The sequence below is a fragment of the Desulfovibrio cuneatus DSM 11391 genome (assembly GCF_000430005.1).
GTDB classification, from domain to species: domain Bacteria; phylum Desulfobacterota; class Desulfovibrionia; order Desulfovibrionales; family Desulfovibrionaceae; genus Frigididesulfovibrio; species Frigididesulfovibrio cuneatus.
This window is the reverse complement of the sequence record NZ_AUCY01000011.1, coordinates 48,530-73,244: the sequence shown is the minus strand read 5'-3', so window position 1 is coordinate 73,244 and position 24,715 is coordinate 48,530. Positions and strand designations below refer to the sequence as shown.

The following is a 24,715-nucleotide window of genomic DNA, read 5'->3' as shown; positions in this document are numbered from 1 at the left end:
GAAACCACCGTGCCAAGCGAGGGTGAGGTGGAGGGAGTGGGTAGGCGAGGCTCAACAGCCTTGCCAAGCAAGGTAATTGCCTCACAGGCGGGAAGCGGTGAAAAAGTGTACCGCACTTCCCATGAGTAGGCGGGCGCAGCAAAGCGCACGGAGGGTGGGGGTGACGCGAAGAATTACCTGTAAGGTGCGGCGAAGACGCGACCTTCTCCTCTCGGGCTTCGTGGAGATGCACAGGCAGCAAAGCTGCCCGCGCCCTCTGCCCTCGCTCCACGGCTCGCTACGCTCGCGATTGCCGTCGGCTTTAGTGAAGATTCACGCCACCATCATTAGGAAAGATAGCGAGTAGTTTTGTACGGTACACGCCTCCTCTCAGCTATTCCACGCACCCTCTCTCAGCTATTCCACCCGCCCCTCTCCCGTATGTCATAAGCGTACAACCAAGCCTTACCACACTCGCCTCCTTCTGCTATGGGGAAAACAACTGCCGCGTATTCGTTGGGACTACTGCGGCGTAATCGTTTTCCATTTATGGCAGGAGGCAGAATATGCACCCCATGGGTACCGAAGAATTTTTACGTGAAATTGTGTTTGGCAACAACGGTAATGCCAGCAGTTCCGGCACCCTTCTTTCCGGGGCATCCGGCCCCATGCCCCCCCAAGCGGCAGGTTGGCAAGGCAATGCCCCGCGTCGGTCGTTACTTGATTCACCGCAGGCAGGTTCCGGTGTCAGCGTCTTCCGCATGCGCTGCACCACCAACCAGCATGGCAAGATAGAAGCCAAGGAAGAACACACCCCCAATGAAAGTACCCGCTGGGAGTATACCTATGACGCGGGCGGGCACCTTGCCACGGTGCGTTGCAACGGCGCGGTAACGGAGGAATATACCTACAACGCCCAAGGTCAGCGCATTGCAGACCGCGTGCCCGATACCTTACGGCACCGGGGCGGGCAGCGGCAGTTCACCTACAATGACGAAGGACAATTGGTAGAGGTGAACGCCACCCGCTATTTGTACACTGCTTCAGGCTCGTTGCGCGGCAGGCAGGAAAACGGCAAAAACACCTATTTCAGCTACGGCGACGACACTCGGCTGGACAGCGTCACCCTGCCTTCCGGGTTTGAGGTGCGCTATGAATATGGGCAAAGCCTGCTGCCGGAGCGCATTCACGTATCGGGGCGGCTGGTGGGAGAATACCGCTGGCACGGACAACTGCAATTGCACGAGTATTACGATGTTATGCAAGACACGCGCTACACATTCCAGTACAAGGGCCAACGACTGCCCACCGGGGTACATATCAGTGGCACGGGGGCGGCCTTCATTAAGGAGCGCTTTCAACGCGGTAATCTGGATTATTATTCACCAATGTTCCAAGCACAAGGGGCTACGGACAGCCTTTTTCTGCACATCGGGGCCGACCAGGTGGGCAGCATCCGCGCCCTGAGCACAGAAGACGGACGCATGGTGAAGGAAATCACCTACGACAGCTTTGGCAATGTGCTCCACGATTCCTTCCCGGAATTGTCGTTCCCCCTTGGCTTTGCGGGCGGGCTGGTGGATGAACATACAGGCTTTATCCGCTTCGGCTACCGCGATTATGACCCGCAAACCGGACGCTTCACCGCCCAAGACCCTGCCCGCGACTTGCGCGGCGATGCTGATTTGTACGACTACTGCGTGGATGACCCCGTGAGTTGCATTGACCCGCAGGGGTTGGAATTTACAGAGGCCGAAGCAAGCTCTGGTGGGCTTCGCATAAAGGTATTTCGCACCCCTTTGGTGCTCCACATGGGCAAAATGCTAGAGGAAAATTACAAGCGCCTTCTGAAACAACTCCAGGTAAAAGCTTCACAAGCACCCCCTATTCCTATAATATTCGTGAAGCCTTACAGCGTGCAACAAAAGGGCAGATTGTTGATAAAATGCCTGTCGACGATAAAGTTGCTCGCTTTTATTTGCTGGCCGACATGCTCAAAGAGGCTGCTGATCATTTGAATATTGACCCTGATTACTTGATGGCACTTGCTTCTCACGAAAGTAGTTGGCTTAATGACCATAATTTTGGACTAAACAATCTTTTTGGTGTGACCAACGCTGGCAAACGTAATCTGTCCTATTCTTCTCTCGGAAAAAGCGTTGAATACTGGGTAAAAAACTTTGGAGAACGGGTACGCGACAGTAAAAACATGGAAGCTTTCATTCATGGTTTGCGCCACAATGGCCCCAACGCCTATAATTCTGAAGATGCAAAATACGACGAAAAACTTCGTAATCAATACAAGACCATTATAAAAAGGAAACCAAAATGAAAATATTTTCTGTTGTGCTTTCCATAGTGTGCCTCTTGGGAATGGTAAATACAGCCCAAGCAAAAAAGAAGACGGAGGTATATGAAAATTTTCCATTTTGCTACTCGTTTGAGTATGATACAATTAATATTAAACGTGTTATCCGTGGAGATCGGGATTCAGCCGGGCCCAACCACGGCATAGTTTTATTCCTAAAAAAAGAACAAATTAATGTTATTGGTGAAGGGCGCTCTATGCTTGATGACAGCGTCCCCAACGATTTTGCCGATGATGTGGTTTTTTTGCAAGAAGTGGCACCTTGCCAGAAAGTCCCTGTTGCGGGCATGTTCTCGTTTTACTACGTGTGCCCTGATGCCCTTCGGGCAATGGCACGACATCCTGAAGAGATCATGAGTATGATATATTACGCGCACTATTCTTACACGGGCCAACCAAAACATATAAAGCTCTACGAGCAAATTCTTAAAACGTTCAAGATTATCCCGGAAACAGAGCCAGAATTGTATGTTCCTCCCCCTGAGGAATAATAGAGGAGAAATCGTGGTAAAGGGAAAATAACAATTCCTGCCAGCAGTCGTATCGATTGTGCGGCGTGACGCCGCAACCGCTTGTGGTTTTTTGTTTTGTTTGCCGCTCCGCTTGGGTCGGAGGGGCCCTTGTGCGGCCCCCCGACACCCCCACACACTTGGGGCTCTGCCCCAAGACCCCGTTTAGGCTCGCTGTCCGCGCTCAGGTAGATTTGTTCCGCTAACTCGCTGCGCTCGTGGCGCTGCACAAATATATTCGCGCGGGAGGGCACCGTGCTGGGCATGGGTGAGGTGGAGAGAGTGGATAGGCGAGGCTCAACAGCCTTGCCACACAAGGTAATTGCCTCGGCAACGGAAAGCGGCCCAAAAATGTTCCGCACTCCGCATGAGTGGTCGGGCGCAGCAAAGCGCACGTAGGGTGGGGGGTGACGCGGAGAATTACCTGTAAGGTGCGGCGAAGACGCGACCTTCTCCTCTCGGGCTTCGTGGAGATGCACAGGCAGCAAAGCTGCCCGCGCCCTCTGCCCTCGCTCCACGGCTCGCTACGCTCGCGACTGCCGTCGGCTTTAGTGAAGATTCACGCCACCATCATTAGGAAAGATAGCGAGTAGTTTTGTACGGTACACGCCTCCTCTCAGCTATTCCACGCACCCTCTCTCAGCTATTCCACCCGCCCTTCTCCCGTATGTCATAAGCGTACAACCAAGCCTTACTACACTTTTTTCCTTCTGCTATGGGGAAACCAACTGCCGCGTATTCGTTGTGAATACTGCGGCGTAATCGTTTTCCATTTATGGCAGGAGGCAGAATATGCACCCCATGGGTACCGAAGAATTTTTACGTGAAATTGTGTTTGGCAACAACGGTAATGCCAGCAGTTCCGGCACCTTTCTTTCCGGGGCATCCGGCCTCATGCCCCCCCAAGCGGCAGGTTGGCAAGGCACTACCCCGCGCCAGTCGTTGTTTGGTTCACCGCAGGCAGGATATGGTGCCAGCGTTTTCCGCATGCGTTGCACTACAAACCACCTTGGCAAGATAGAGGACAAGGAAGAACATACCCCTAACGAAAGCACCCGATGGGAGTATACTTATGATACGATAGGGCACCTTGCCACGGTGCGTTGCAACGGCGCGGTAACGGAGGAATATACCTACAACGCCCAAGGCCAGCGCATTGTCGACCGCGTGCCCGAGGCCTTGCGCCACCGGGGCGGGCAGCGCAGATTCACCTACAATGACGAGGGGCAACTGGTGGAAGTAAACGCCACCCGCTTTTACTACACCGCCTCTGGCACTCTGCGCGGCAAGCAGGAAAACGGCAAAAACACCTATTTCAGCTATGGTGACGACACCCGGCTGGATAACGTCACCCTGCCTTCCGGGTTTGAGGTTCGCTACGAATATGGGCAAAACCAGCTGCCGGAGCGCATTCACGTGTCAGGGCAGCTGGTAGGGGAATACCGCTGGCACGAACAACTGCAATTGCACGAATATTACGACGTAATGCAGGACACCCGCTACACATTCCAGTACAAGGGGCAACGTGTCCCCACGGGAGTATACATCAGCGGCACCGGGGCGGCCTTCATTAAGGAGCGTTTTCAACGCGGTAATCTGGATTATTATTCACCAATGTTCCAAGCACAAGAGGCTACGGACAGCCTTTTTCTGCACATCGGGGCCGACCAGGTGGGCAGCATCCGCACCTTAAGCACGGAAGACGGACGCATGGTGAAGGAAATCACCTACGACAGCTTTGGCAACGTCCTGCGTGACTCCTTCCCGGAATTGTCCTTTCCCCTCGGCTTTGCAGGCGGGCTGGTGGATGAACACACGGGCTTCGTGCGCTTCGGCTACCGCGACTATGACCCGCAAACCGGACGCTTCACCGCCCAAGACCCTGCCCGCGACCTGCGCGGCGATGCTGATTTGTACGACTACTGTGTGGATGACCCCGTGAGTTGTGTTGACCCGCAGGGGTTGGCAACCTTACCTTGGATTGAAAAGTTTATTGGAAAGCGGATAGGAGGCGCACTAGCTGATCCTTTTTTCCCGGATTCAGTCTCTGAAGACCATGCCATTACGCATGTTTTAGAAAATTCTCGTATTCTTGAAGAAAAAATCAAAGCAGGGAATGCAACCAAAAAAGACAGACAACAACTTGAAGACTACAATGAACAAGCAGATGAGTTATGGAAAAAATACGGGGATAGATACCAAGATCCCAACGGCATGTGGAAACGATATTTTCCTGATGAAGGGTATCCAGAACGAATGAATAAAAGAAATAAGAAATGACCGCGTGTTGCGTCCTAAAGTAAAATTAAGATAAAAGGGTTGCACAGCAGCAACGGCATGGTTGCTACCGTGCAACTCTATTCTTTAAGAGGGGCAAGTTCTTTATCTTTGAACAGGGCCAAAATCGCATAGGGAATAAAGAGGAGTATAAATTGAGAAAGGTGTCCCAAAAATCCTGACTGAGATGGGAGATGATACGTAATAAATAAAAGGGTACACCCCATACAAAAAGTAATGGTGTAGCACAAGCGAAAACCTGCACCTCGCACCCGGCAGTTGAATATTGTGAAGTAAGGTATAAGAAAAAAAGACAGTAAGCTCATGATGACAACTAATAATGTATTGCTATGAAAATCCGCCTCAATGTCTACATTGGCAAGTAAGGCATATAAATCTGCCAGGCCATTGCTTATAGGCAGGCGGAGTAAAAAAAGATACAGCGCTCTTCTAATGAACTCTTTACGGGTTAGTATGAAGGGGGTGGGTATTCCCCATAAAAGTGACAATGTTATGCGAATATATTTTCTCATGTTTTTGCCTGCATTTATTTATTCATAACGAGCTTGTTATGTTAGACTAAAATGGCGAACGGCATGCAGCACACAAGAAGAGCAAAAAAACAAGTGGAGTAATGGAAACGCTGTAAGAGAATGCTTCGCGGCGCATACGGCTCCCGGTGTGTAAGCGATGCAGGGCAGTAAATTAACGTATATATGATGATACCTGAAGGTCAGGACGGTGGCAATGGGGGTAGAAAAAAACCTACTTCACTCCAGCAAGCAGCGCCGCCTGCACACTCTCCCACACAAGCCCTGGGGACAACTGCCGCATGCAGCCATGGTGCCCCTGCGGGCACACCTTTGCCCCATGCAGCCCACACGGCCTGCACGGCAGTTCCACACCCATAACCACCGCACTCTCCCCCTTGGGGGCAAACCCCAAGCTGGCATCCGTAGGCCCAAACAGCGCCACCACCGGCACCCGCTGGGGCCACGCCAGGTGCATGGGGCCGGAATCATTGGTCACATAGGCCGAAACCTGCCCAATATACGCCCCCAAAACCCCAAGGCCAAGCTTGCCCCCAAGGTTAAAGCACCGTCCTGCGGCTTCCGCCATGCGCTGGCGCACAGCCGCTTCAATGGCATTAGTCTTATCCGTTTCATCATTCCCGGCAAACAGCACCACAGAAGCTCCCGCCTCCAAGGCCGTGCAGGCAAGCTCTGCAAAATACTCCACAGGCCAGCACTTGGTGGGCCAAGTGGAGCCGGGGTGCATGCCCAAAATCGGCCCCGGCACAGCGGCAAACCATGCTTCAGCTTCTGCCCTGGCAGCAGGGGAAATGGGCAACTCCGGCCAGACAGAAGCAGGGGGCACACCCAGCGGCTCTAAAAGCGCCAGCAATCGCTCCACTTCATGCTTCTGCCCAAACCCGCGCCCTACCCTGTGGGTGTAGCACAGGCGGGAAAGCGTGGCTTCCGCATAGCCCACCCGCACAGGGGCGCGGCTGGCAAGGGCCACGGCACTGCTGCGCAGGCTGGTGTGCGGGCTTATCCACAAATCGTAGTGCTGTGCAGCCACCTGCTGGCACATGGCAACAACCCCTGCCCCACCCCGTGCAGAACCGCGTTTGTCGTAGGCAATAACGTGGCGCAAGGCCGGGTGCCCTGTAAACAGGGAAGCCAGCCCGCCGCGCACGTAAAAATCAATGCTGGCCTGGGGAAAGGCAAGAGCAAGGCTTTGAATAAGGGGCAGGGTAAGAACGGCATCCCCCAGAAAGGCGGTGTTCCACACCCCAATACGGGCCGGGGGCGTTGCAAAAGAGGCTACGGAGCAAGAACTCATGCAGGCAAGGCCTCCAGCAGGGCAATGGCTTGGGGCAGCGCGGAAAAGTCTTCCAGAATATACTGGGGCAACTCTGGCGCGGCAGGCTGGGCAATAAAGGAGTGCTGCTGCAACTGCTCTTGCAGGCCAAACCGCTCAATGGTGGCTTGGCCTTTGCCCGTTGCCACCAAAAAACGCCCGGCAAGGCCTGCATTGGCAGCAAAGGCCATGTCTTCGGGCTTGTCGCCCACCATTACAGTGGTGGCAGGGGTAAGGCCATGGCGGGCTTGCAGGGTTTCCCACATGCCAGAACTAGGCTTACGGCAGGTGCAGTCCTGTTCCGGCGCATGGGGGCAGAACACGGAATCAGCAAACTGCACCCCGCTGGGGTCAAGTTGCGCCGCCAGGGCCTGGTTGCAGGCCAGCACGTCTGCCGCAGTAAAATACCCACGGCCCACGCCAGACTGGTTGCTCACCAAAAAAAGCCGCACCCCTGTGGCTTGCAGGGCGGCAAGCGCCTGTGCCACATGGGGCAGCACGGCAACGCCTTGCGGGTCTTTCAGGTAGTGCCTGTCTTCAATCACCGTGCCGTCACGGTCTAAAAGCAACGAAACAATACGCGGCATGCGGCCTTCCTGTCGTTCCCTTAGAGCAGTTTAACTTTGAAAATATACATCAAATGACCATGCAGCACATTGGCATTCCAATGTAATAACCTGTTATAACATAACAAAATGAAACGCTCAGCGGGTGTATGCGTTGCGTCCACCGAGCAATTGCAACGTGGAATTGCTCTAACCTTGCAGCCAGCCAGAAAGAATTTCCACCAGCTTGGTGGCCTGATCTTTGCTGGAAATATTGAACTTGGACTTTACCCGGTACATGCCATCCACCTTTTGGTAACGGCGAATAACGTATTTGTCTTCGCTGTAGGCTTCTTTTGCTTTTTCCCACTGCTGGTAGCGGTACACAACTGTTGCCCAGGCCCCTTTGCTAAGCACGGCCTTATCCAGTTCTTTCACTACTTCAATGCCATCTTCTTCATAATTCACGGTAAGTTCTTCAATTGTGGCGCTCATGGCACACCCCCTTAAATAAAGTAAACGCCTTTGCTCCCAAAATACAGGCGCATAGCGTGGTACAGCATGGCTGTACTAGGGGCTTACCCTGAAAACGGAGAAAGCGCAAAGCATTATACAATCAGGCTCCGGGCCAATGGTGCCTTCTTTTCCCCTGAGTATTTCATGAATGCAACACTAACGCTAAAGATTCCTGTATTTATGCCGAAATACACTAGTAAGGCCGCCAAGGAAGGCGGCTATGATGCACTCATGGAGAGAGAGCTATGCTTGAATATTACAAATTCAAGACCGTTTTTGACTTGTTCATGAAGGGCCTTGAACAGGAGGCGCGGGCTCAGCTCATGGAGCTGCAACGGCGCTATGTGGCAATTTGCGATGAAAACACAACCCTTAAAATGCAACTTCAGGAATATGAAGACATTCTGTACCTGGAGCGCAACCTGTTTTTTGATGGCACTTTTTACTGGCTTGTCACTGGCAGCATCAAGCAAGGGCCATTCTGCGCGCATTGCTATAACACGGAAGGTTCCCTTATGCGGCTTTCCGGTGAATGGCATGAACGCTATTGCCCAAGTTGCCGCACAAGCTTTGCCACACAAACCGCCACAGCGGTGGAAGCTGGCTTTACCCACGGCGCCATGCAGGAAGTTGCTGGCATGCCTAGCCCACACCGAGACCGGGCTAAAGTAATTCCTTTTGCCAAAGGGTAAGGGGGCACCCCCAATACTGCCAGACTCTATGGCAGTATTGGGGGTCTCTGCCCTACCCAAAGAATCTCCCTTTCAGTAAGCATCTTCTTTGATTCTGCACTGAAAGTTGTTGCGCACCTTTTCTCTGTGCGCCTATATTTTACGGAGGAATTATGCCCCCCATACCGCGTTTACCCAGCCTGTTGTTTCTTGCCAGGGGTGAAGGGGCTGTACGCACAGAACTTACCGCCCTGCGCCGCCTTAGCACGGCACCCATTGCCGTGCTGGGCACATTGCACTTGCTGCTGGCCCATTTGGCTGACTCAAGTAAGCCGCAGCCAGACCTGATTTTGTGCGACGAGCATGCAGGCGACACCTCCCTTGGGTATGCCCTGGCTGCCCTGTACCTGGAAAGGGGTACACGCCCCCCGGTACTTGTTTTTCCTTCCCGCCCCAAAACTGTGGCTCATTTGCAGGCCGCGGGCATTCCCATGCTGGAGCGCCCCTATACCCTTGAAGCGCTCTGCGATGCCCTGCTGGCAGCAAGCCAAAGCAAAGGTTCTTCCTGCCCGGCATTGCTGCCCCAGCCAAAGCCTGCCGTGCGTTCCCTACGCAAGCCCATGACCGTAGCCGACATGCATGTGGAAGCCATGAAGCTGCTGCAACGCGGCGAAGTGGATGCAGCCGCCCATAAATTTGAACTTGCCCTGGCCCGCACCCCCGGCTACGTGCCTGCCCTGCTTGGCCTTGCAAAAACATGCCGCATGCACAACGACCCCAAGGGTATGGAACGCGCCCTGCTGCGGGCCTACACTTCTGCCCTGCGGGCAGGGGACACCGCCATGGCAGAAAACGTGGCCGCCAACTTGCCCCAGCGGCTATTGCAAGGCAACGTATTTTCCCATGAAGCTGTGAGCTACCTGGAAGAAGGCAACCCAACGGAAGCGGCCCGCAGCTTTTTGGAAGCCGCCCGCCACCAGCAACAGGTGGAAGGCCATGGAGGCCCCCAACTGTTCAACAGGCTTGTGGCACGGGCCTGCCAGTTTACCCCAAAACCCCAGGAAAGTTTGGAAATGCTTTGCACAGGGCTGGAACGCCTTGGGCGTACTAACATGGCACAAGCTGTGCGTTCCCGGTTGTTGCACGGTGTGCCCACGGTGGAATATGCCCCGCCCGCGCGCTGGCTGGATAATTACCCACGGCTACGCGACGTTGTAGATGTGGCGCGGTATACGGCCTCTATTTGGCGCTCCGCCTGAGGAAACACTCATTTTTTTCTTTTGGCGGCGTTGCTACGTTTTTTTCAAGAGGGGGCAGGGCCAAAGAGCCCACCCCCCTCTTGAAAAAAACTTGCGCCTTGCCAAACGAAAAAACTGAGCGTTTCCTACCTTCTCAAAAAGCTTGCGCCTTGCCAAACGAAAAAATCCAGCACTTCCTCCCATTCCATGGTTTGTTTCTCTGTTTTTCTGTGAACCTATGAGCCTTCCCTAAAGCCGACGGCAGTCGCGAGCGTAGCGAGCCGTGGAGCGAGGGCGGAGGGAACAGACAGCTTTGCTGACTGTTCATCTTAACGAAGCCCAAGCGGAGCAAGTCGAGCAACAAGGCGGGGCGTAGGCGGCTATGCCGCCGGAGCATCTTTCCCGCCGCAGGAGCGGAAGTTCATTGCCTTTCCCCGGGCTTCACGGTACAACCCCCGGTACTGTTTGCGCTTACGCATCGTTCCGGTTCCAGTACTATCCTATTCAAACGTACCGCCCCTTAACCCTGCCTGCCATCATGAACCATTCTGCTCCTGCCCATATTGCTGCACGCCCCGTGCCCCCTGCCTTGCTCCAGCACCCACCCCGGCGAATTTTGCTATGCCAGTTGCGCCAAATTGGCGACGTATTGCTTTCCACCCCTGCGGTGGAAATGCTGCACCGCCGTTTTCCTGAAGCGGAACTGCATTATTTTACAGAAAAAAAGTGCCTGCCCGTACTGCAAGGCAACCCATACCTGCACACGTTGTGGGGGGTAGACAAAAAAAAGCTCACCACCTTGTGGCATGAAATAGCATTTTACCGCAGTGTGGCAGCCAGCGGGTTTGATATGGTTATCGACTTTCAGCAGCTTCCCCGCTGCCGTTGGGTAGTGGGCTTTTCCCGCGCTGCCATCCGCCTAAGCTTTCCGCCCCCATGGTACACCCGCCCGCTGTATACCCACTGGTATGAGGAAGGAGAAGGCTACAGCGCCGGGCAAAAAGCAGGTATTTTGCGTGGTCTTGGCCTGGAATGGCAAGGGGAACGCCCCCGCCTGTTTCTTACAGAGGATGAACGCCACACTGCTGCGGCCATGCTTGCAGAATACGGCCTGCCCTGCACCCCTTTTCCAGGGCGGGAACAAGCCACTGGCCCCCTTCCCGCGCGCATAGCCCCGAACCAGCCCTTTTTCATTACGATAGATGCCACCCACCGCAGGGAAACGCGGCGCTGGCCTGCTGCCCATTATGCACAACTTATGGATGGCATGGTGGCCCAGTTTCCCGGTTGCCACTTTCTGCTGCCTTATGGCCCAGGGGAAGAGGAAGAAGTACACGCCCTGCGGGCCTTGTGCCAGTGCAAAAAGCAGATAGTGGTGCCTTCTGCCATGCTTTCCTTGCGGGCCATGGCAGCCTGCATGACATTTGCCGCAGCCCACCTTGGCAACTGTTCCGCCCCGCGGCACATGGCTGTGGCCCTTGGGGTGCCCACCATGACATTGCTTGGGGCCACAGGCACGGAATGGACCTTCCCTTCCCCGGAGCACATGGACATGCGCCTTGGCCTGCCCTGCCAACCATGCGACCAAAACACGTGCCCCATTGGCATTGCCTGCCTGAACACCCTGCTGCCCCAGCAAGTGCTGCCCCAGGTGGTGGAATACATGCACCAGTTTGTTGTAGCTGGATAGCAAAAAACAAGCTGCCCTTGATTCACCCCGCCCATGAAGCGGCGCATAGATCATACATACTTTCTTAAATTACACTTCCTCGGACTTTTTACGTTTTCCCAAGTTATCCAAACCAGGCACTCCCCTGCTTTACTGCTGTCCTGCTCGCATAACCGATACCATCGACTCTGTACGCAAAAAATTTTGCTGATATTATTCCTTGTCCGTTGACATTATCCCAATAACGCCATAGTCATAAATAAATATATTGTATTCATTTAGCAGGTCAAACTATAACAAGGAGTTCATTATGCGCGGATTTGCTATGCTCAAAATTGGACAAACGGGATGGATTGAAAAAGAGAAGCCAGTGGCTGGCCCCTTTGATGCCATCCTCCGTCCCCTGGCCCTTGCCCCCTGCACTTCAGATATTCACACCGTGTATGAAGGCGCGTTGGGGGAACGTAAAGACATGATTCTGGGGCACGAAGCAGTGGGCGAAATTGTAGAAGTTGGTTGTGAGGTAAAAGACTTTAAACCTGGGGATAAAGTTATTGTTCCTGCCATTACCCCCAACTGGCGCTCCGTTGCCATTCAAGAAGGCGTTCCTGCCTGCCATTCGGAAGGTGCCCTGAGCGGCTGGAAATTTTCCAACATCAAAGATGGCGTTTTTGCTGAATTTTTTCATGTGAACGATGCAGACATGAACCTGGCAAAAATACCCGCAGGTATGACCCTGGAGCAGGCTATTATGTTGCCAGACATGGTCACCACTGGCCTGCATGGTGCTGAACTGGCCAACATCCAACTCGGTGCCAGTGTTGCCGTTATTGGCATTGGCCCGGTAGGTCTTATGGCAGTGGCTGGGGCACGCCTGCGCGGAGCCGGGCGCATTATGGCTGTGGGAAGCCGCAAAAATTGCTGCGATTTGGCCATGAAATACGGGGCCACAACCATTATCAACTACAAAAATGGCGATATTGTCACGCAGATTCTTGACGCAACCAATGGCAAAGGCGTGGACCATGTTATTGTGGCAGGCGGACCTGGCACTGTATTAGGACAGGCCGTAGACATGGTTAAAGCCGGGGGCAGTATTGGCAACGTCAACTACTATGGCGAAGGTGCAACCTTGCCCATTCCTCGCTTGGGCTGGGCTTGCGGCATGGGACATAAAAACATCCAGGGTGGCCTTACCCCCGGTGGCCGGGTGCGTATGGAACGCATGGCAGAACTGGTTATGGAAAAACGCCTGGACCCTGCCCTTATGGTAAGCCACACCTTCAAGGGCCTGGATAAAATTGACGAAGCCCTTGAAATGATGCACGCCAAATCTGCCGATGTTATTAAACCCATTGTATTGATTTAACGTATACACCTGCACGATGCCGGGTGCATTTTAGCTGTGGAACCACTAAACGCCCTAAAATGCACCCGCCCCACTCTGCGTAATAACGTCAGACTGTCACAGAACGTATCTTGGCTTGTGCTTGGAGGTGGGTATGCGCGTTATGCACATGCCCTCTTTTTTGCTGGGTGCTGTGCACAGGGGTTTTGCCTGCGGTACTGCTGGCCTGCACGCCCATTCACTACCGCCCGCTGTGGCAGGAAGTGCGCTTTCGGCTGCTGGTCTGCCTTTTGGGCCTGTTGCTAGTGGCAAGCCTTGGTGCCCTGAACCATAAAGAAGTTGTGGCATTTGGCAGAAACCATGCCAAAGCCAAAGCCCTTATTACCGTGGGCAACTATGTGTATTCCTCCATTCGGTACACAATGAAGAAATTTGCCGTTCCCCTTGGTTTTGTCCATGTTGGGGAAGACGCAAAAAACAGAAGAACTCACTATGCCCACGGTATTTGTGCTGGTGGTGGGTGAAGCTGGTCGGGCTGGCAACTTTTCACTCAATGAAGTCAGATTCCATGAAAAAATACGGCCACAGAGATTATGACTGCCTGAAGCAACATGCCACCACGGACAGCTTTTCACACCAGAACCTGTTCCAGGTCTGCCGCCACACAGAAGCAGAGGCCACGCAGAAACAGTCACTCCCCCCGCAACCTCATTCCTGAACCACGGCCACCCATTATGCACACCCTGTTTCATATTCCCCCATCCCTCTTGGCACAACAGAGCACAGACCAGGAAATTTTTGAACCCATTGTACAAGGGCCCCATGGACTGCTGGTAGAGCGCATTATTTCCCATGGGCACACCACCCCCCCAGGGGAATGGTATGACCAGGACAAGGATGAATGGGTGATGGTGCTGCAAGGCGAAGCCACACTGGAATATGCCAACGGCAGCACTGTGCACCTTGTGCAGGGCATGCACGTGCTGTTGCCTGCCCATTGCAAACACCGTGTAGCCACCACAAGCACCCCGTGCATTTGGCTGGCCGTGCATGGGCAGGGGCTGCACAGCAGGTGCGCGGAAATGCCAGTGCCCCCCTTGCCATAACACAAAGGATACACAAAATGCGTTTTTACTGTTGGGTAGATTAAGGCAAAAGACGTAAGGGCCAAGCGCGCGTTACGCACCGTTAAGCGACTACTCCAAATGGTACATACTTTAGAAGAGAAGGGAACCCAACTCCTGCGTTGGCACTAAAGTTGTTGGGCTCCCCTCAGTTCATACCACCATCAGCACAACGTAATTTCCGCGCAATTACCAATACGCATAGTGCTGCACTAGTGGCACTGCCTGCCAGGGACAATGGCACGGCAAGCGAAAGGATAAGAAAAAAAGTAAACAAGAGCAGGGGCGGTTCCCAGCCGTACGTATGCTACCAGTTCTAGGTACAAACATCTTACTTATCCTTTATGAACACTCATAAAACTGTTGCCCATTGCCTTTTAATAAAAAGCGATTCCCCATGCAGCCATGCCCCCAAAAAACAGACATAACCACATTTGTAGGCATTAGTGTTCATAACTATAGCAGCATACACACTGTACAACAAGCCCACTATTTCATTTTACGCCTTCCCCACCCCCCCATGAACACAGAAAAGAGAGCAAACAGATAAAATTATCCATATGCAACAAACAGTTACTCCTGTTCACCAAACCATTTTTTTTTCCATCCCCCCCCCTTTTTTCTCGAATACGATTTTCGAAGATTTTCGCTAAAACGGAATACCGCCTGCCTGAACCTGCCCTAACACCCATTTATACCGTCCCCCCCAAAAAAACAAAATCAACGGGCACCACTTCAGGCCCACATGGAAAGATGCATAACCTTGTGCTTGCCAAGGCATACCTCACATGCTAAATCTTCCAGCCATGGAAGCGTTTCGTCACCGGTGTGGCGCCTGGTCTTCAAAACCAGTGGTGGGCAGTGATGTCCATTGTAGGTTCGACTCCTATACGCTTCCGCCACCTACCGTACAAAAAAGCCCCGCAATGTCCAAAAGACGTTGCGGGGCTGTTCATTTACTGCTCATATCAAGTATCAGCCATTCATAATTCCTTTCGGGAATGAGTACATCAAGCACACCGCCCAGAACCCCCTTTCCCGCCAGAAAAAACGCCGTATACCTAAACCACCTTAACGGGAAAAGCGTTGCAACTCTTCGCGCACTGCCTCAAGCCCTACCATAATATTATTCTCTAATGTTGTTCTCAGTAGCGCTTCGTCTTTTTGCCAAAGGGCTTGAATTATGGCTTCATGTTGCTGATTGAAAAGCTCTTTGTGTGTCACAGAATAGGCCCGCAATGTAAGGAATACCTGCACAAAATCCATAAGATGTTCCACAATGGACACAAGATGCGGCATGCGTGAAAGCTGATACAACTGGTGGTGAAATTCCCTGTCCATATGAAAAAAATAGCCTTTTTCTTGCGGAAGCAGTTCCATTTCCTTCGCTTTGGCTGCAAGGGAATGAATATCTTCCGGGCTGGACAGGCGCATTGCTTCCACCGCAAGGGCAATTTCAAGATGACAGCGCTGTTCGTAAATAAGCACCATTTCCCTGTAGCCAGGGGGCATCATTACCACTGCCCCTTTGTAGGGAATGTTTTGCACAAGCCCTGACTTATCCAAAAGCAACAAAGCATCACGTATGGGCCCCCGGCCCATGCCTAATTTTTGTTCAAGTTCAACGAGAATAAGCCGGGTTCCAGGAAGGGCTGCGCCACTTAAAATCATTTTGCATATCATTTCATAAGCAATAAGTGACTTAGGGGCATGGTATTCTGGGTTATTTTGAGTATGCATGAGTATGTTATAAGCAGCAAAGTCATGGGGGGTCAATGGGATTTTGCAACATACTCTATTCCATTTCATAGATTTCATGAAATATATTGTGAAATATTTCATGAAATCTTGACCGTGAAAAAACCATGTGCTAGCTTTTCACCAACAAGCCTTCGTTACCAGCAAGACGTTAACTACGCTGGTAAAGGAGTTACGCCGAGCTGGGTACATAAACCTGTAAAGTTTTTGGGGGGGGTACATGGCGTCTCAGAATGTTTATCAGCATAGTCAGCGTAAAAAACCCAAGATTCCTGCGCACTTTTGGCATGGGCTGTTGCTGCCATTATTGGTCTACCCGTTAGTATAGTACACTTTCCATTATAGCCATTTCGTCAAATTTTGGGGATTGACGTAAAGTCCTTGCCAAATAATTCCAACTTGATACAAGCTTCAATTCGCCCAATACTTCAATATATTAGCTCAATCAATGAATTACGTTTAATTTTCATATATTTCGGCACCTTAACCTATGGAGTGAAGGATGAGCGCAAAAAAAATTTTACATTTTCTTGATGGCGCTGAAAACTATATGGCGCAGATTTTACTTGTTTTTTTTGTATGTATCTTATTTTCACAAATATTCTTGCGGGTCGCGTTTAACTACGTCGTCACCTGGAGCGAGGAAATTTCTCGCTTCTCCTTTGTGTGGTTTGTGTTTTTTGGGGCATCCTATGCTGCCCGCCTGGGTGCCCACAACCGGGTCACTGTGCAGTTCAAACTACTGCCAAAAGCCTTTGAAAAGGTTCTTTTGTTGCTTTCTGATATGGTATGGATTGCCTTTAACATCATCATGATCAAAGAAAGCATCATTGTTATTCAAGACCTGGCAAAATACAAATACCATTCTCCTGCCCTTGGGCTCTCCATGGAATATGTCTACTACATTTTCCCCATTAGTTTTACCCTTATGACTATTCGTATTATACAGGTTAACTACATGAAATATGTATTAAAAATGGAACTGGAAGATGTAGATAAGGTAGCACCGGAAGAGTATGCCGAACTTATTGCTAAAGAGCAGGGGGAATAAATGAGCTACACACTTGTCCTTTTCTCTACATTTATTGTGCTGCTTCTTATGGGGTCCCCCATTGCTGTGGCCCTGGGTGTTTCTGCCATGGCTACCTTTTTGGTAGCTGACCAGGACTTAAGCAGCATTGTGCAAATTGCCTTTAACTCTGTAAACTCCTTCCCCATTATGGCTTTGCCTGCCTTTGTATTGGCAGGTGCCCTGATGGAAGGTGCCGGCATTTCCCGGCGGCTGGTGCACATTGCAGAAGCCATGACAGGAAAAATTTCTGGTGGGCTTGCCATTTCCACTACCCTTGCCTGCGTCTTTTTTGGGGCAATTTCCGGCTCTGGCCCCGCCACCACAGCAGCCATTGGCATGCTTATGATTCCTGCCATGATCCGCAACAACTACGACCCACGCTATGCAGGGGCCACCACTGCCACCGCGGGGGGCATTGGCATTATTATCCCTCCCAGCATTCCCATGGTTATTTACGGCGTTACCGCCCAGGTTTCCATTACCAAAATGTTTGTGGCCGGGGTTGTACCAGGGCTGCTTATTGCCAGCACCCTTGTGCTTACCCACTACCTGTATTGCAGAAACAAAGGGTTGCAGGCCAGCCCGGAAGTGCTGGCTACACACAACCTGAAAAAGGCTGTGCGTGATGGGGTGTGGGCCATTCTTGCTCCGCTCATCATTCTTGGGGGCATTTACTCCGGCTTCTTTACCCCCACGGAATCTGCCATTGTAGCCATTTTTTATACTCTGTTCATTGGCTTATTTGTTTACAAGGAACTCACCCTGAAAGGCATAATGCGCTCCCTTGAAACCTGTTCATGGCTTACAGGGCGTGTGCTTATTATCATGTTCACCGCTTATGCCTTTGGCCGCTTGCTGGTGCAGTATAAAATTCCGGAAGTCATTGCCTCCAGCATACTCAGCCTGACAACAGAGCCTGTTATTATTTGGGCCCTTGTCATTGCGTTCCTGCTGTTCATTGGCATGTTCATGGAAACCCTGGCCATTATCATGCTTGTTACCCCTGTGCTGCTGCCTGTTATGATAAGCTTGGGGGTAGACCCCATTCACTTTGGCATTATTCTGGTGTGCTGCTGCGCGGTGGGCTTTTCCACTCCGCCCCTGGGTGAAAACCTGTTCATTGCTTCGGGCATTTCAGACGTAAGCCTTGAAGAACTCTCGCTCAAAGCCATACCATTCTGCCTGGCCATGCTGGCGGCCATAATTGTGCTGGCAATATTCCCTCAACTTGTTTTGACGTTGCCCAACCTTTTTGGCTTTAAATAGCACACCCACCTTACTCATAGTGGAGGAGTTACCATGCGTCATGTGAAAAAAGCCCTGTTAACCACCCAGGAGAACAGCGATTCTGCCCGGCAGGTTGTTATTCAAACCATGAATGACATTGTGCTGCGCAGGGAAGAAGCCGTGAAGGAACTGGCCTTCAAGTTCGACAAGTGGCAACAGGACATTGTACTTTCAGCCAGTAAGCGAAAGCAGCTTATTGATTCCGTACCAGCCAGCGCCAAGCGGGACATAGAATTTGCCTTTGAGCAGGTTTCAACCTTTGCCACCATGCAAAGAAACAGCATTCAGGAATTTTCCATGACCTCCTCGGCAGGGGTAAAGCTTGGGCAGCGTATAATTCCCATGGAAGTGGCCGGGTGCTATGTGCCTGGGGGGCGTTATGCCCATGTATGTTCTGCCATTATGAGCATTGCCACAGCCAAGGCAGCCGGCGTGAAAACGGTTATTGCCGCAACCCCCCCACGGGGCACCAGCATTGACGCCGCTACCTGCTATGCCATGGATTTGGCCGGGGCAGACATTATTCTGGAACTCGGCGGCATTCAGGCCATTGGGGCCATGGCGTATGGCCTGTTCACAGGCAAGCCTGCCAACATTCTGGTGGGGCCAGGCAATGCCTTTGTGGCAGAAGCCAAAGCCTTTGTGGCAGGTTCCGGGCAGTGTACCATTGACGTTTTTGCAGGCCCTACAGAGTCTGGCATTATTGCAGACAAAACAGCCGACCCCATGACAGTGTGCATTGACCTTGTTTCCCAGGCTGAACACGGGGTAAACTCTCCTGTGTGGCTGTTTACCGACAGCGAAGCACTGGCCAACGCCGTGTTACAGCTTATGCCCAAGGTTATTGCCGACCTGCCCAATGCCGAAGTGGCGGAAGCTGCCTGGCGCGACTATGGGGAAATTATTCTGTGCGACTCCCGCGAGGAATTGTGCACAGTAAGCGACAGCTATGCCCCAGAGCATATTCAGGTGCTGGCCCAAGACCTGCCCTGGTGGCTTGAAAAGCTCAGCTCCTATGGTTCCATGTTCATTGGGGAAGGCAGCACCGTAGCCCAGGGCGACAAGTGTTCCGGCACAAACCATATTCTGCCCACAAAGCGCGCTGGCCATTTCAGCGGTGGCCTGAACGTCCATAAATTTTTGAAAATTTATACCTACCAGGAAGTCACAGAAGAGGCCACGACCCTCATTAGCGGCGCAGCCTCACGCCTTTCACGGCTGGAAGGCATGGAAGGCCATGCCAGGGCGTGCGACTGGCGGCTGACCAAGTTTTTCCCGGAAAAGCAATGGGACTTCCCCGTATACCAGCATCCTGTCTACAAAATTTAACGTGTTCCCATGGCTGCCAGCCATGAACCGCTTGCAGGCAGGCTTTGCCTGGCATGAAGCAAGCATTTCACCATGAAGACCACTGGCTGGCAGCAGGCAAAAGGAGAGGCTATGCCACACCTGATGTTTACCAAAAGTTTTACCCAGCAAGAACCCTTACCAGAAGAAGCCATTGAAAACGCCGTAGTGCTTATGCGCACAGGCAGGCTGTTTCGCTACAATACCGACGCAGAAGCAGGGGACGCGGCCCTGCTTGAACAGGAATTTGCCGCTTACATGGGCAAAAAGTTTTGCCTTGCATGCAGTTCGTGCGGCAGTTCTTTGTATATGGCCCTGAAAGTGGCAGGCGTGCAAAAAGGCGACACCGTGCTCTGCAACGCCTTTACTCTTGCCCCGGTGCCGGGAGCCCTGGAAAATTCCGGCGCCCAGCCCGTTTTTGTGGAAATTGAAGAAAACAATTACACCATAGACCTTGCCGACCTGGAGCGCAAAGCCGCGCAATATAAATCACGGTATTTGCTGCTTTCCCACATGCGCGGGCACATTGCAGACATGGACGCCGTTATGGACATATGCCAGCGGCACGGCATTGTGCTTATTGAAGACTGCGCCCACACCATGGGGGCACACTGGAACAATAAAAAAAGCGGTTCCTTTGGGGCCATTGCCTGCTTCAGCACCCAAACTTACAAGCACATGAACTCCGGCGAAGGTGGCCTGCTGGTAACAGACAACGAAGAGTACCTGGCAAAGGCCATTATCCTTTCCGGTTCCTACATGCTGTATGAAAAGCACCTTTCCCGGCCAGACAAAGCCGTGTTTGAAAAAATTGCCCTGGATGTCCCCAATTACAGCAGCCGCATGGACAACCTGCGGGCCAGCCTTTTACGGGTGCAATTGCGTAACCTGGAGGCACAATGCCAGCGCTGGAAAGACCTGTACCACGCACTGGCGGCAGAACTTGCCCACACCCCCAATATTGTGCTGCCCAGCAGAAGCCCCAAAGAAGACTTTGTGCCCAGTTCCTTGCAGTTTTCCATTGAAAACAGCACACCACAAAACATACGCCAGTTTCTTAAAACCTGTGAAGAGCGCGGCGTACACATTAAATGGTTTGGCGAGCCAAAGCCCATTGGCTTCACCTCTTCCTATAAAACATGGAAATACCTGGGCCTTACCCAAACCCTGCCCAAAACCGATGCCATTCTCGCCAAACTGTGCGACATAAGGCTCCCCTTAACCTTCACTACACAGGACTGTACCCTTATAGGACAGATTATTCACCAGGCCGCAAAAGAAATTTTGGCATAGCGTATGTGTTTTATCCGCTTTTTCACCATGTAAAGAAGGGGTTTGTACAATGCGTAAATTCACACTGTTCCTCGTTTCAGCACTTGTTATGGTTCTTATGTCCACTGCGGTGTACGCCAAAACACTGCGCGTGGGCATGGGCGACCCGCTAGATTCTGACCAGGGCGCTTTTGCCCTGCGCTTTAAGGAAATTGTTGAAGGCCTCAGCCATAGCAAAGTAACAGTAGAACTGTTCCCCAACGGTGCCCTGGGCACGGAAACAGAAATGCTGCAAAATGCCCGCATGGGCACACTGGACATCGCCATTATCGGTGTTGGCAATGCTGTTCCTTTTGTTAAAGAGCTGGGCACACTTTCCATGCCCTACCTGTTGCAAACGCCCTATGACGTAGTCAAGGTAACCACGGGCGAACTGAACCAGATGTGGAACGACTATGCCATGAAAAATGGCGGGTTCAAAATTATTGGCTGGACTTACTCCAACTTCCGCTACATTACCAACTCCAAACGCCCCATTAAAAGCCTGGCAGACGTGAAAGGCCTGAAAATTCGCGTGCCCCACAACCAGATTATTCTTGAAACATTCAAGGCCTGGGACGCAAACCCCGTGCCCATGGACTGGTCTGAAACCTTCACGGCCTTGCAACAGGGTGTGCTTGACGGGCAGGAAAACCCCTACATTGTAAACTACACCTCCAAGTTCCATGAAGTGCAGAAGTACCTCACCGAAGTACATTACCAGTATTCCCTGCAACCCATGATTATTGGCATGAAAACATTTGATAAAATGGACAAGGAACTGCAAGGAATCGTATTGCAGGCCGCTCTGGAAGCGCAAATGTATGGCTTGCTGTTCCAAACCCTGGAAGCAGACAAGGCCAAGGTTGGCCTGCAAAATGGCGGCATGGAAGTTTCCACCCTGACGGATGAAGCAGAGTGGAAAAAGATTGCCCTGGAAGTTGTATGGCCAAAAATGTATGACGCCGTTGGCGGCAAGGCCGTGGTAGACAAAGTACAGGCTATTCTCAATAAAAAGTAAGCCGTTGCCCATTGCCCCCCCACCGGAACTCACAGCCTAGCCACCGCTTGCCGTGAAAAAGGGGGGGAACCAGCCTCACAAAAACATACCCCTGCCAGCCCCAAACAGGCCAGCAGGGGTATGTTCATTGCGCGTTGTAAAGAACACCAACAATGGCACAAATGAAAGGGGAGGAAGAACCTGAACACAGTTAATTGATTGCCACAGTGGCGGTAAATTCCCCATAGAATGGGAGGTGACTTCTTCCGTTTTTTTGGATATGCCCCCCTCCGCACACACCCGCCTGGTTGCAGGACATGGCAGGAACAAGCCCTTATGTGCTTGCGGCCCAAAGCAAATGGCCTTTTCCATTTTTCCATAAAGAAGCGCTGGCAACTTCTTCTAAAAAAAGCTATAGTTTCACTGGGTGGTGATACGGTCCAACCTTCTTTTTGTTCTCAGGCTGGCATTTCCCACAGAAAAGAAACAAAAAAGAGGTGACTGTAAAGGCAAACGACACGCTTCGCGAGGCAATTTTGCAAGCAAAATTACCCCAATGCCACCCGGCTTTTTAGCCGGACAGCATTCACTCGGTGGCACAAAAAAATACCTTTTGCAGGCATTTTTTCCCAATGTTGCTGTGCCCCATCAACAAAATAATCTACACCTGCTATGTGTGGATTGCTTATCAAGAAACAAGGCGTATCCAAGCGGCCGCACCAATGGGTGCAGAAGCGGCTGCACAACAAAAACCAGCGCCCGGTTCCCCTTCTATACTGACTTCGGGAGGCAGCTTTGAACCAACGTAACCTGTTTATATGGGCCATTATCATAATGGTTCTCATGGTGTCGTTTAACCAGATGTACAAGCAACCTTCCCCGGTGAAGGAACTGCAATATACTGTATTTCTTGACAACGTCACCGCTGGGAAAATTAAGGATGTGTCCATTCAGGGCAACACCATTTCAGGCAAGGTAGACGGCACAACGCCGTTCGCCACCTATGCCCCAAGCGACCCAAATCTTATTGAACGGCTGTTGACCGCAGGCGTGACCATTACTGCCAACCCACCGGAAGAAACTCCTTGGTACATTCTGTTTCTTACCTCTGGCGCACCTATTCTGGTGCTCATTGGCCTGTACATTTTCCTGATGCGCCGCATGCAAGATGGCGGCAACAAAACCCTTTCCTTCGGGCGCTCCCGTGCCCGCATGATTTCGCAAGAATCAACCAAGGTCACGTTTGATGACGTGGCGGGTGTGGATGAAGCCAAGGAAGAACTTTCTGAAGTAGTGGATTTTCTTTCCAACCCCAAAAAGTTCACGCGCCTAGGTGGCCGCATTCCCAAGGGTGTGCTGCTTGTGGGCCCCCCCGGCACCGGCAAAACCCTGCTGGCCAAAGCCGTGGCAGGGGAAGCTGGCGTACCCTTCTATTCCATTTCCGGTTCCGACTTTGTGGAAATGTTTGTAGGTGTGGGTGCTTCCCGCGTGCGTGACCTGTTTGCGCAGGGCAAAAAAAGTGCCCCGTGCCTTATCTTTATTGACGAAATAGACGCGGTAGGCCGCCAGCGCGGCGCAGGCCTTGGGGGCGGTCACGATGAACGTGAACAAACTCTGAACCAGTTGCTGGTAGAAATGGACGGGTTTGAAGCCAACGAAGGCGTTATTCTTATTGCCGCCACCAACCGCCCGGACGTGCTGGACCCTGCCTTGCTGCGCCCAGGCCGCTTTGACCGCCAAGTGGTGGTGCCCCCGCCAGACCTGCGCGGCCGCCAGCATATTCTCAGCGTCCATGCAAAGCGTACCCCCCTTGCACCAGATGTAAACCTGGAGCTGCTTGCCAGGGGCACACCGGGCTTTTCCGGGGCAGACCTGGAAAACCTGGTGAACGAAGCCGCCCTGACAGCCGCCAAGGCCAACAAAGACTTTGTAAACATGGTGGACTTTGAAAATGCCAAAGACAAGCTGCTTATGGGTAAAGAGCGCCGCACCATGGTGCAGTCCCCTGAAGAGCTGAAAAACACGGCCTACCATGAAGCAGGGCACGCTGTTCTTACCATGTTGCTGCCTGAAACCGACCCACTGCACAAGGTTTCCATCATTCCCCGTGGCCGTGCCCTGGGGGTAACCATGTCGTTGCCGGAAGAAGACAAATACAGCAGCAGCCGCACGGAACTGGAAAACCGCCTAGTTATTTTCTATGGCGGGCGTGCAGCGGAGCTCATTATTTTCAACCGTTTCACCACGGGTGCCTCAGACGACATCAAACGTGCCACCAAGGTGGCCCGCTCCATGGTGTGCCAGCTTGGCATGAGCGAAAAAGTCGGCCCCATGGCCATTGGTGACCAACAGCAAGAAGTATTTATTGGTCGCGAATGGATTAGCAACAAAGACCACAGTGAAGAAATGTCACGCCTTGTGGATTCAGAAGTAAAACGCATTATTGACACTGCCGTGGAAAGGGCAGATATACTGCTACGGGAAAACCTCGACTTGCTGCATAAAGTGGCAGCAGCCCTGCTGGAGCGGGAAACCATTTCCGGCGAGGATATTCGTACCATTATGCGCGGTGAAGACCTGCCCCCCATGGAGCCAAAGGCCCCCAACGGCCAGCCTGCCCCGCAGCCCATAGCCCCAGAGGCGGCCCCTGCTGAACAAGGTGAAAATGCCCCTGTGGCAGAACCGGATACGGCACCTGAGCAGCCCAAAGAACAAGAAGAAGCAACCCCGGCTAAAGGGGATGTGCCCAGCACACAGGAACGGGTGGAAGCAAAAACCACCCCACCACAAAAAGAGGAAGGCTTTGGCTGGCCCAAAGACGACAGTAAATAAT

The 24,715-nt window shown here is 52.3% G+C and carries 21 protein-coding genes and 1 tRNA gene; 17 read left to right on the top strand and 5 right to left on the bottom strand.

Annotation, left to right across the window (positions count from 1 at the left end; translation table 11 throughout):
* Positions 1-545 precede the first annotated feature (545 nt).
* From G497_RS0101890 to G497_RS0101875, 4 genes are all read left to right on the top strand, one after another.
* Entirely contained in the window at positions 546-1,997 is a 1,452-nt protein-coding gene (locus G497_RS0101890) for an RHS repeat domain-containing protein (RefSeq protein ID WP_027186879.1), read from the top strand.
* Entirely contained in the window at positions 1,994-2,311 is a 318-nt protein-coding gene (locus tag G497_RS0101885; protein WP_027186878.1) for a glucosaminidase domain-containing protein, read from the top strand. Before G497_RS0101890 ends, G497_RS0101885 begins: the two co-directional genes overlap by 4 nt.
* Positions 2,308-2,838 carry a hypothetical protein gene (locus G497_RS0101880; RefSeq protein ID WP_027186877.1) on the top strand — a complete coding sequence of 177 codons (531 nt, stop codon included), beginning with the start codon at positions 2,308-2,310 and terminating at the stop codon, positions 2,836-2,838. The genes G497_RS0101885 and G497_RS0101880 overlap by 4 nt, the downstream gene beginning before the upstream one ends.
* 810 nt (positions 2,839-3,648) lie before the next feature.
* Complete coding sequence (locus G497_RS0101875) at positions 3,649-5,136, top strand: RHS repeat domain-containing protein (protein WP_027186876.1); 1,488 nt, start codon at positions 3,649-3,651, stop codon at positions 5,134-5,136.
* 77 nt (positions 5,137-5,213) lie between these two features.
* On the opposite strand, the gene G497_RS0101870 is transcribed toward G497_RS0101875, so the two are convergent.
* The 4 genes from G497_RS0101870 to G497_RS0101855 all read right to left on the bottom strand — a co-directional run bounded on the left by G497_RS0101870 (position 5,214) and on the right by G497_RS0101855 (position 8,036).
* Positions 5,214-5,666: a hypothetical protein gene (locus G497_RS0101870; RefSeq protein ID WP_027186875.1), complete on the bottom strand. Its 453-nt coding sequence runs from the start codon at positions 5,664-5,666 to the stop codon at positions 5,214-5,216.
* Positions 5,667-5,898: 232 nt separating this feature from the next.
* Positions 5,899-6,978 carry a glycosyltransferase family 9 protein gene (locus G497_RS0101865; RefSeq protein ID WP_051257734.1) on the bottom strand — a complete coding sequence of 360 codons (1,080 nt, stop codon included), beginning with the start codon at positions 6,976-6,978 and terminating at the stop codon, positions 5,899-5,901.
* A complete protein-coding gene (locus G497_RS16220; protein WP_051257733.1) occupies positions 6,975-7,583 on the bottom strand; it encodes a D-glycero-alpha-D-manno-heptose-1,7-bisphosphate 7-phosphatase in 609 nt (202 codons plus the stop codon). Before G497_RS16220 ends, G497_RS0101865 begins: the two co-directional genes overlap by 4 nt.
* Positions 7,584-7,751: 168 nt before the next feature.
* Complete coding sequence (locus tag G497_RS0101855; protein ID WP_027186873.1) at positions 7,752-8,036, bottom strand: hypothetical protein; 285 nt, start codon at positions 8,034-8,036, stop codon at positions 7,752-7,754.
* 266 nt (positions 8,037-8,302) lie between these two features.
* Here G497_RS0101855 and G497_RS0101850 point away from each other — a divergent pair, with 266 nt between their 5' ends.
* The 7 genes from G497_RS0101850 (at position 8,303) to G497_RS0101815 (ending at position 15,009) form a co-directional block, all read left to right on the top strand.
* Positions 8,303-8,749 (top strand): hypothetical protein, encoded by a 447-nt coding sequence (locus tag G497_RS0101850; RefSeq protein ID WP_027186872.1) that lies wholly within the window; start codon positions 8,303-8,305, stop codon positions 8,747-8,749.
* 152 nt (positions 8,750-8,901) lie between these two features.
* Positions 8,902-9,987, top strand: coding sequence for a hypothetical protein (locus tag G497_RS0101845; protein WP_027186871.1), 1,086 nt, complete (start codon positions 8,902-8,904; stop codon positions 9,985-9,987).
* Between the two features lie 517 nt (positions 9,988-10,504).
* Complete coding sequence (locus G497_RS0101840) at positions 10,505-11,656, top strand: glycosyltransferase family 9 protein (RefSeq protein ID WP_084515900.1); 1,152 nt, start codon at positions 10,505-10,507, stop codon at positions 11,654-11,656.
* A gap of 289 nt (positions 11,657-11,945) precedes the next feature.
* The gene (locus tag G497_RS0101835; protein ID WP_027186869.1) at positions 11,946-13,004 is read left to right on the top strand and encodes an NAD(P)-dependent alcohol dehydrogenase; all 1,059 of its coding nucleotides are present in this window, start codon (positions 11,946-11,948) and stop codon (positions 13,002-13,004) included.
* A 110-nt stretch (positions 13,005-13,114) separates the two neighbouring features.
* Positions 13,115-13,507, top strand: coding sequence for a phosphoethanolamine transferase domain-containing protein (locus tag G497_RS0101830; protein ID WP_169726954.1), 393 nt, complete (start codon positions 13,115-13,117; stop codon positions 13,505-13,507).
* Between the two features lie 210 nt (positions 13,508-13,717).
* A complete protein-coding gene (locus G497_RS16215) occupies positions 13,718-14,089 on the top strand; it encodes a cupin domain-containing protein (RefSeq protein WP_051257732.1) in 372 nt (123 codons plus the stop codon).
* A gap of 826 nt (positions 14,090-14,915) precedes the next feature.
* Positions 14,916-15,009, top strand: a tRNA-Sec gene (locus tag G497_RS0101815).
* A gap of 169 nt (positions 15,010-15,178) precedes the next feature.
* Here the strand turns inward: G497_RS0101815 and G497_RS0101810 are convergent.
* Entirely contained in the window at positions 15,179-15,790 is a 612-nt protein-coding gene (locus G497_RS0101810) for a GntR family transcriptional regulator (RefSeq protein WP_281171037.1), read from the bottom strand.
* 577 nt (positions 15,791-16,367) lie between these two features.
* On the opposite strand from G497_RS0101810, the gene G497_RS0101805 reads away from it, so the two are divergent.
* From G497_RS0101805 to ftsH, 6 genes are all read left to right on the top strand, one after another.
* A complete protein-coding gene (locus G497_RS0101805) occupies positions 16,368-16,916 on the top strand; it encodes a TRAP transporter small permease (protein ID WP_027186866.1) in 549 nt (182 codons plus the stop codon).
* Positions 16,917-18,203: a TRAP transporter large permease gene (locus G497_RS0101800; protein WP_027186865.1), complete on the top strand. Its 1,287-nt coding sequence runs from the start codon at positions 16,917-16,919 to the stop codon at positions 18,201-18,203.
* Positions 18,204-18,236: 33 nt separating this feature from the next.
* Positions 18,237-19,553, top strand: coding sequence for a histidinol dehydrogenase (hisD, locus tag G497_RS0101795; protein WP_027186864.1), 1,317 nt, complete (start codon positions 18,237-18,239; stop codon positions 19,551-19,553).
* Between the two features lie 111 nt (positions 19,554-19,664).
* Entirely contained in the window at positions 19,665-20,864 is a 1,200-nt protein-coding gene (locus tag G497_RS0101790; protein WP_027186863.1) for a DegT/DnrJ/EryC1/StrS family aminotransferase, read from the top strand.
* Between the two features lie 49 nt (positions 20,865-20,913).
* Positions 20,914-21,903: a TRAP transporter substrate-binding protein gene (locus tag G497_RS0101785; protein WP_027186862.1), complete on the top strand. Its 990-nt coding sequence runs from the start codon at positions 20,914-20,916 to the stop codon at positions 21,901-21,903.
* 813 nt (positions 21,904-22,716) lie between these two features.
* Positions 22,717-24,714, top strand: coding sequence for an ATP-dependent zinc metalloprotease FtsH (ftsH, locus tag G497_RS16210; RefSeq protein WP_245576334.1), 1,998 nt, complete (start codon positions 22,717-22,719; stop codon positions 24,712-24,714).
* Position 24,715 lies beyond the last annotated feature (1 nt).

Bases quoted from the DNA above. Each gene is read 5' to 3' on its own strand.
- G497_RS16220 (WP_051257733.1), bottom strand. From the start codon at position 7,583: ATGCCGCGTATTGTTTCGTTGCTTTTAGACCGTGACGGCACGGTGATT.
- G497_RS0101790 (WP_027186863.1), top strand. From the start codon at position 19,665: ATGCCACACCTGATGTTTACCAAAAGTTTTACCCAGCAAGAACCCTTA.
- G497_RS0101785 (WP_027186862.1), top strand. From the start codon at position 20,914: ATGCGTAAATTCACACTGTTCCTCGTTTCAGCACTTGTTATGGTTCTT.
- G497_RS0101840 (WP_084515900.1), top strand. From the start codon at position 10,505: ATGAACCATTCTGCTCCTGCCCATATTGCTGCACGCCCCGTGCCCCCT.
- G497_RS0101865 (WP_051257734.1), bottom strand. From the start codon at position 6,978: ATGAGTTCTTGCTCCGTAGCCTCTTTTGCAACGCCCCCGGCCCGTATT.
- G497_RS0101850 (WP_027186872.1), top strand. From the start codon at position 8,303: ATGCTTGAATATTACAAATTCAAGACCGTTTTTGACTTGTTCATGAAG.
- G497_RS16215 (WP_051257732.1), top strand. From the start codon at position 13,718: ATGCACACCCTGTTTCATATTCCCCCATCCCTCTTGGCACAACAGAGC.
- G497_RS0101800 (WP_027186865.1), top strand. From the start codon at position 16,917: ATGAGCTACACACTTGTCCTTTTCTCTACATTTATTGTGCTGCTTCTT.
- G497_RS0101870 (WP_027186875.1), bottom strand. From the start codon at position 5,666: ATGAGAAAATATATTCGCATAACATTGTCACTTTTATGGGGAATACCC.
- G497_RS0101890 (WP_027186879.1), top strand. From the start codon at position 546: ATGCACCCCATGGGTACCGAAGAATTTTTACGTGAAATTGTGTTTGGC.
- G497_RS0101835 (WP_027186869.1), top strand. From the start codon at position 11,946: ATGCGCGGATTTGCTATGCTCAAAATTGGACAAACGGGATGGATTGAA.
- G497_RS0101855 (WP_027186873.1), bottom strand. From the start codon at position 8,036: ATGAGCGCCACAATTGAAGAACTTACCGTGAATTATGAAGAAGATGGC.
- G497_RS0101810 (WP_281171037.1), bottom strand. From the start codon at position 15,790: ATGATATGCAAAATGATTTTAAGTGGCGCAGCCCTTCCTGGAACCCGG.
- ftsH (WP_245576334.1), top strand. From the start codon at position 22,717: ATGGTTCTCATGGTGTCGTTTAACCAGATGTACAAGCAACCTTCCCCG.
- G497_RS0101805 (WP_027186866.1), top strand. From the start codon at position 16,368: ATGAGCGCAAAAAAAATTTTACATTTTCTTGATGGCGCTGAAAACTAT.
- hisD (WP_027186864.1), top strand. From the start codon at position 18,237: ATGCGTCATGTGAAAAAAGCCCTGTTAACCACCCAGGAGAACAGCGAT.
- G497_RS0101845 (WP_027186871.1), top strand. From the start codon at position 8,902: ATGCCCCCCATACCGCGTTTACCCAGCCTGTTGTTTCTTGCCAGGGGT.
- G497_RS0101880 (WP_027186877.1), top strand. From the start codon at position 2,308: ATGAAAATATTTTCTGTTGTGCTTTCCATAGTGTGCCTCTTGGGAATG.
- G497_RS0101875 (WP_027186876.1), top strand. From the start codon at position 3,649: ATGCACCCCATGGGTACCGAAGAATTTTTACGTGAAATTGTGTTTGGC.